The organism is Amnimonas aquatica, from assembly GCF_002943415.1.
Taxonomy (GTDB): Bacteria; Pseudomonadota; Gammaproteobacteria; order Pseudomonadales; family Moraxellaceae; genus Perlucidibaca; species Perlucidibaca aquatica_A.
Window position 1 is genome coordinate 1 of record NZ_PTQZ01000087.1, and the last position, 6,845, is coordinate 6,845.

The window sequence follows — 6,845 nt, forward strand, 5'->3', positions numbered from 1 at the left end:
GCCCTTCGGATGACAAGGCGACGCTGGCCGACGTCCTCGCCCTGCCCGATGACGCCCCGCCGGGCCTGCGCCACGCCCTGTATCCGGCCGGGCGCCTCGACCACGACTCCGAAGGCCTGCTGCTGCTGACCAACCACGGTCCCTGGCAGGCGCGCGTCGCCGATCCGCGCTTCCGGCTGCGCAAGACCTACCATGTGCAGGTTGAAGGTATGGTGACCGACGAGGCGCTGGCGCGGCTGCTTGCCGGCGTGGCGCTCAGCGACGNCCGTGTTCCCGCCGCGCGAGCCGCCGGTACGCTACCGCGCCAGCATTCCCACCGACTGGCTGGAGATCGTGCTCGACGAGGGCCGCAACCGCCAGGTGCGGCGCATGACCGCCGCGGTCGGGCTGCCGACGCTGCGGCTGGTGCGCGTCGGCATCGGCCCGTGGACGCTGGACGACCTGGCCGCCGGCGAAAGCCGCCTGGTCGCCGCGGACGAGGCCGTGCGCACGCTGGGCGAGCCCCGCCAGGATGGCCGGCGCAGGCGCCACCCCGATCGCTGAGCCGATGCCGGACGGCGGCACGGCCGTGTCATGCCCGGCATTCCTTGCTAGCATTGCCGGCTTGTCATCCGCCCATCGCAACAGGTCGTCACCCAGCCCATGAGCGCCCCGCCGGACCTCCCCGCCGCCCAGCCGGCCTCCCCGCCCGCCGCCCGCGCGCAGGCCACCGGCCGAAAGGTCATCGTCGGCATGTCCGGCGGCGTCGACTCGTCGGTGTCGGCGGCACTGCTGCTGCGCCAGGGCTGGCAGGTCGAAGGCCTGTTCATGAAGAACTGGGAAGAGGACGACGGCACCGAATACTGCACCGCGCGCGAAGACCTGGCCGATGCCCAGGCGGTCTGCGACCGGCTCGGCATCCACCTGCACAAGGCCAACTTCGCCGCCGAATACTGGGACCGCGTGTTCGAGCACTTCCTGCACGAGTACCAGGCCGGACGCACGCCGAACCCGGACATCCTGTGCAACAAGGAGATCAAGTTCCGCGCCTTCCTGGACTATGCCCTGACGCTGGGCGCGGACTACATCGCCACCGGCCACTACACCCGCCGCGGCGAGGCCGATGCCGCCGGCGTGGCACCGCTGCTGCGCGGGCTCGACGCGAACAAGGACCAGAGCTACTTCCTGCACGCCGTCGCCGGCAGCCAGATCGCGCGCACGCTGTTCCCGGTCGGAGACATGGAAAAGCCCGAGGTGCGGCGCATCGCCGGCGAGCTCGGCCTGGCCACCGCAGCCAAGAAGGACTCGACCGGCATCTGCTTCATCGGCGAGCGGCGCTTCCGCGACTTCCTGAAGCAGTACCTGCCGGCACGGCCGGGGCTGATCGAGACCGACGGCGGCAAGGTCATCGGGCACCACGAAGGCCTGATGTACTACACGCTGGGCCAGCGCCAGGGCATCGGCATCGGCGGCCAGAAGGACGCCGCCGAGGCGGCCTGGTATGTGGTCGCCAAGGACCTCGAGCGCAATGTGCTGGTGGTCGGCCAGGGCCACGAGCATCCGCTGATGCTCAGCCGCGGCCTGATCGCGCGCCACATCGACTGGGTCGCCGGCGAGCCGCCTGCGCTGCCGCTGGCCTGCACCGCCAAGACCCGCTACCGCCAGCCCGACCAGGCCTGCAGCGTGAGCCGCGACGCCGACGGCGCGTACCGGGTGGTGTTCGAACAGCTGCAGCGCGCCGTCACCCCCGGCCAGTCGGTGGTTTTCTATCAGGATGAGGTCTGCCTCGGCGGCGGCGTCATCGAGGAGACATTCAAGGCATGAGTTCCCTGCATCGCGACAAGACCCTGGCGCTGGCCGCCGTGTTCCAGGCCGCCGGCCTGGCCAACGAGCTGGCCAGGCGCGGCCAGGCCGACGCCGAGGCGGAGGCCTTCCTGCTGCGCTCGGTGCTGGTCATGGACACCGACACGGCCGGCGACATCTATCCGGATGCGCAGGGGCTGACGCGCGGGCTGACCTGGCTGGAAGGCTGCTTCATGGAGCAGGGACGCGGCCTGGAGCACGCCGGCGAGATCATCCGCCTGGCGCTGGCCATCCTCCAGGTCGAGCGCCAGTTCCAGCGCAATCCGGAGGTGCAGGAGCTGCTGCGCCAGCGCCTCGACTCGGTGCAGCGCCAGCGCGCGCTGAAGCCGAACATGAGCCAGTCCGAGCTGTCCGCGCTGCTCGGCTCGGCCTATGTCGACAGCCTGGGCACACTGCGTTTCCGCGTGCAGATCCGGGGCAACGCGCAACAGCTGCAGGCACCGGGCATGGCCGAGCGCATCCGCGCGGTGCTGCTGGCCGGCGTGCGCGCGGCCTGGCTCTGGCACCGCCTCGGCGGCCGGCGCTGGCACCTGGTGTTCACGCGCGGCCAGATCCTGCAGGAAATCCGCGCGATCGCCAAATCGGTGTAAACTTCGCGCCCGGTATCCGCCACCGGCTGCATCCAGCCATTTTAGACAGACTTTCGCCAGCCACCCACCGGGTGGCCGGCACCCGCTCATTTTCCGAGACTGACCAGGAGCCCGACATGGCGCTTTCGACCCTGACCGCCCTTTCTCCCGTCGATGGCCGCTACGCCGGCAAGGTGGACGCGCTGCGCCCCGTGTTCAGCGAGTTCGGCCTGATCCGCGCCCGTGTCGAAGTCGAAGTGCGCTGGCTGCAGCGCTTGGCCGCCCTGCCCGGCGTGAGCGAAGTGCCGGCGTTCAGCGCCGAAGCAACAGCCTTCCTGGACCGGCTGGTGGCGGACTTCTCGGAAGCCGACGCGGAGTGGATCAAGACCACCGAGCGCACCACCAACCATGACGTGAAGGCGGTCGAATACTTCCTCAAGGACCGCGTCGCCGCCCTGCCGGAACTGAACGCGGTCAGCGAATTCATCCACTTCGCCTGCACTTCGGAAGACATCAACAACCTGTCGCACGGCCTCATGCTGAAAGCCGGCCGCGACATCGCGCTGGCGCAGATGCAGGCCGTGACCGATGCCATCCGCGCGCTGGCGCACCAGCACGCCGAGCTGCCGATGCTGTCGCGCACGCACGGCCAGACCGCCTCGCCGACCACGCTGGGCAAGGAAATGGCCAACGTCGCCTACCGCCTGCAGCGCCAGGTCGCGCAGCTCGCCGCGGTGCCGCTGCTGGGCAAGATCAACGGCGCCGTGGGCAACTACAACGCCCACCTGACGACCTATCCGGAAGTCGACTGGCAGGCCAACGCCGAGGCCTTCGTGACCTCGCTGGGCCTGGCCTGGAACCCGTACACCACGCAGATCGAGCCGCACGACTACATCGCCGAGTACTTCGACGCCGTGCGCCGCTTCAACACCATCCTCATCGACTTCGACCGCGATGTCTGGGGCTATATCTCGCTGGGCTACTTCAAGCAGAAGCTGAAGGAAGGCGAAGTCGGCTCCTCGACCATGCCGCACAAGGTCAACCCGATCGACTTCGAGAACTCGGAAGGCAACCTCGGCCTCGCCAACGCCATCCTCGGCCACCTCGCCGAGAAGCTGCCGGTGTCGCGCTGGCAGCGCGACCTCACCGACTCCACCGTGCTGCGCAACCTCGGCGTCGGCCTGGCGCACAGCGCCATCGCCTACGATGCTGCGCTCAAGGGCATCGGCAAGCTGGAAGTGAACCCGCAGCGCCTGGCCGAAGACCTCGACGCCTCCTGGGAAGTGCTGGGCGAAGCCGTGCAGACGGTGATGCGCCGCTACGGCATCGAGAAGCCGTACGAGAAGCTGAAGGCGCTGACGCGCGGCAAGGGCATCGACCGCGACAGCCTGCGCGCGTTCATCGACACCCTGGACATGCCGGAAGCGGCGAAGGCCGAGCTGCGCGAGCTGACGCCGGGCGGCTACATCGGCAACGCCATCGCCCAGGCCCGCCGCGTCTGACGCGGCGGCCGGCGGCGCCCCGCGCGGCGCCGCGAGACTGATCGCGCAAGACCGACCACGCAACAGACAGGGCCCGAACCCGGCCCGAGGAACCCGCCATGCTGATCACGCCCGGTGTCGTTGACCGCTGCCTCGCCGACGAGCCCCTGCCCTGGCTGGGCGGCCTGCGCCCGAGCGAGTTCCTGCGCGACTACTGGCAGAAAAAGCCGCTTCTGGTACGCAACGCCTTCCCCGCCCTGGAGGCACTGCTGGAGCCGGCCGAGCTGCTGGAGCTGGCGGAGACCGAAGGCGCCGAGAGCCGGCTCATCATCGAGAACGGCAAGGAGCCGTGGGAGCTGCGCGACGGTCCTTTCCACGAGACCACCTGGCGCAAGCTGCCGAAGACCGGCTGGACCGCGCTGGTGCAGGCCGTGGACCACTACCTGCCGCCGCTGGCCGACCTGCTCGACCACTTCAGCTTCATTCCGGCCTGGCGCATCGACGATGTCATGGTGTCCTACGCCGTGCCCGGCGGCTCGGTGGGTCCGCACTTCGACCAGTACGACGTGTTCCTGATCCAGGGTCCGGGCGAGCGCCGCTGGCAGCTAGGCGACCCCTGCGATGACAGCACGCCGCGCCATCCGCACGCGAAGCTCAAGCTGCTGGCCGACATGCCGGTGCGCTTCGACGAGGTGCTGGGCCCCGGCGACCTGCTCTACGTGCCGCCCGGCCTGGCGCACAACGGCGTGGCCGCGAGCGAGTGCCTGACCTACTCGGTCGGCTTCCGCGCCCCGGCGCTGTCGCACCTGCTGGAACACTGGGTCGATGCCGCGCTGGAAAGCGGCGCCGGCCGCCTGCCCTATCAGGATGCCGGCCGCGCCCCGTCCGCGGCGCCGGCCGGCATCGCCGATGCCGATCTCGACCGCCTGCGCGCCCAGGTCCTCGCCCTGCTGCAGGGCGACCAGCTGCTCGATGCCCTGGCGCCTTCGCTGAGCGAACCCAAGTACGGCGATTACGAACCCGAGGGCGAACCGGTCGAGCCCGACGACCTGCGCGACTTCCTCGCCGACGGCGGCGACCTGTTGCGCGACCCGGCCTCGCGCCTGCTCTGGCTGCCGCCGCGAGCGGCCGCGCAGGAGGGCAGGCAGGAAGGCGCGCTGTGGATCAACGGCGCCGCCTGCGATGTCCCCGAGGAAGTCCTGCCCTGGATGTCGCGGCTGGTGAACGGCCGCCGCCTGCCGGCAGCACTGCTCGCCGATGCCCCCGAAGCCGTGCTGGAGTGGCTGTGCGAACAGCTCGAGCTGGGTCACTGGCTGCCGGTCGACGGACTGGCGCAGCTGGACACGCAGGCAGACGACTGAACCGCGGCCTGCCGGCCCGGGGATCACGCCCGGGCAGGCAGGCCGTCGCAATCCGCCGCAGCGCCATGCCCGCGCCATTCATGTGACAATGTCCCGATGATCAGCCATCGCGCCCTTCCCTACCAGGCCTCGCCCGTGGCCGCCTTCGCCGGTCTCCAGGGCCGGGCCTGGCCGGTCCTGCTCGACAGCCAGGATGCCGGGCGCTGGGATGTGCTCAGCGCCGACCCGCTCGCCACCGCCTGGCAGTCGCCGGCGCGACAGTGGCACGGCAGCGGCATCGCGCTGAGCGACGCCACCGCCGACGGTACGCCTCCCGATGCCTTCGCCATGCTGCAGGCCATGCAGCAGCTCAAGCAGATCACGCCCGCCGCCGGCCTGCCCGCGCTGCCGTTCCACGGCGGCGTGCTCGGCTGCATCGGCTACGCCGCCGACAGCGAGCACGGCCTGCCCGCGCGCCGCCACGACGACTGGCCGCTGGCCACGCTGGCCTACTACGAATGGGCGCTGTGCACCGATCACGCGCAGCGCGCGAGCTGGCTGGTCTGGCAGGACGACATGGCGCCGGAGCACCTGGCCCGGGTGCAGGCCTGGGCCGATGCCCTGTCCCGCACGAGCGTCGCCGGAGCCGCCACGGACACCCCGACGACTGGCACGGACCACGCCGCCCGGACGACCGCGCGCGACCGCTTCGGCATCGTCGAGCCCTTTCGCGCGCTCACTGGTCGCGAGCGCTACGCCCGCGACATCGGGCACATTCACGACCTGATCCGCGCCGGCGACTGCTACCAGGTCAACTACACCCAGGCCTGGGAAGCCCGCCACAGCGGCCGCGTGTGGTCGGTCTACCCGGCCCTGCGCGCCGCCGCGCGCGCCCCCTACGCCTGCTACTGGGGCCTGCCCTGGGGCGAGCTGATCAGCCTGTCGCCGGAACAGTTCCTCGCCGCCGAGCGCCAGCCCGACGGGCACCAGCGCATCACCACCAAGCCGATCAAGGGCACCCGGCGGCGCGCCGAAGACCCTGTCCGGGATGCCGCCGAGGCCGCCGCGCTGCTGGCCAGCGCCAAGGACCGCGCCGAGAACATCATGATCACCGACCTGCTGCGCAACGACCTGGGCAAGCACGCGCTCACCGGCAGCGTGCGGGTCACCGGACTGTGCGCACTGGAAAGCTTCGGCCAGGTGCATCACCTGGTCAGCACCATCGTCGCCGACCTGCCGGCGCAGAGCCCGCTGCCCGACATGCTGCGCGATGCCTTCCCCGGCGGCTCCATCACCGGCGCGCCCAAGAAGCGCACCATGGAGATCATCGAGACCCTGGAACCGACACCGCGCGGCATCTACTGCGGCAGCGTGGTGCTCTGGGATGCCCTGGGCCGGCTCGACAGCAGCATCACCATCCGCACCCTGGTCTCGCGTGACGGCGTGCTGCGCACCTGGGCCGGCGGCGGCATCACCCTGGACTCGCGCTGGGAAGACGAGCTGCAGGAATGCTGGAGCAAGATGGGCGGCCTGATGGCGCTGCTGGAAGACTTCCAGGCCGGCTGAAGGGCATGAGCACCGGGGTCCGGACCGCGCCAACCCCGCCGGATGTC

The 6,845-nt window shown here is 70.6% G+C and carries 5 protein-coding genes and 1 pseudogene; all 6 read left to right on the top strand.

What is annotated here, in order from left to right:
• Positions 1–86 precede the first annotated feature (86 nt).
• Positions 87–423: pseudogene (locus tag C5O18_RS10850) on the top strand (pseudouridine synthase); the annotation flags it as partial.
• A gap of 219 nt (positions 424–642) precedes the next feature.
• Positions 643–1,803 carry a tRNA 2-thiouridine(34) synthase MnmA gene (mnmA, locus tag C5O18_RS04950; RefSeq protein ID WP_105191983.1) on the top strand — a complete coding sequence of 387 codons (1,161 nt, stop codon included), beginning with the start codon at positions 643–645 and terminating at the stop codon, positions 1,801–1,803.
• Positions 1,800–2,432, top strand: coding sequence for a lysogenization protein HflD (locus tag C5O18_RS04955; protein WP_105191985.1), 633 nt, complete (start codon positions 1,800–1,802; stop codon positions 2,430–2,432). Before mnmA ends, C5O18_RS04955 begins: the two co-directional genes overlap by 4 nt.
• Positions 2,433–2,548: 116 nt before the next feature.
• Positions 2,549–3,913: an adenylosuccinate lyase gene (gene purB, locus C5O18_RS04960; RefSeq protein WP_105191987.1), complete on the top strand. Its 1,365-nt coding sequence runs from the start codon at positions 2,549–2,551 to the stop codon at positions 3,911–3,913.
• A gap of 98 nt (positions 3,914–4,011) precedes the next feature.
• Complete coding sequence (locus tag C5O18_RS04965; protein WP_105191990.1) at positions 4,012–5,253, top strand: ribosomal protein uL16 3-hydroxylase; 1,242 nt, start codon at positions 4,012–4,014, stop codon at positions 5,251–5,253.
• A gap of 96 nt (positions 5,254–5,349) precedes the next feature.
• A complete protein-coding gene (locus C5O18_RS04970; protein ID WP_105191992.1) occupies positions 5,350–6,798 on the top strand; it encodes an anthranilate synthase component I family protein in 1,449 nt (482 codons plus the stop codon).
• Positions 6,799–6,845 lie beyond the last annotated feature (47 nt).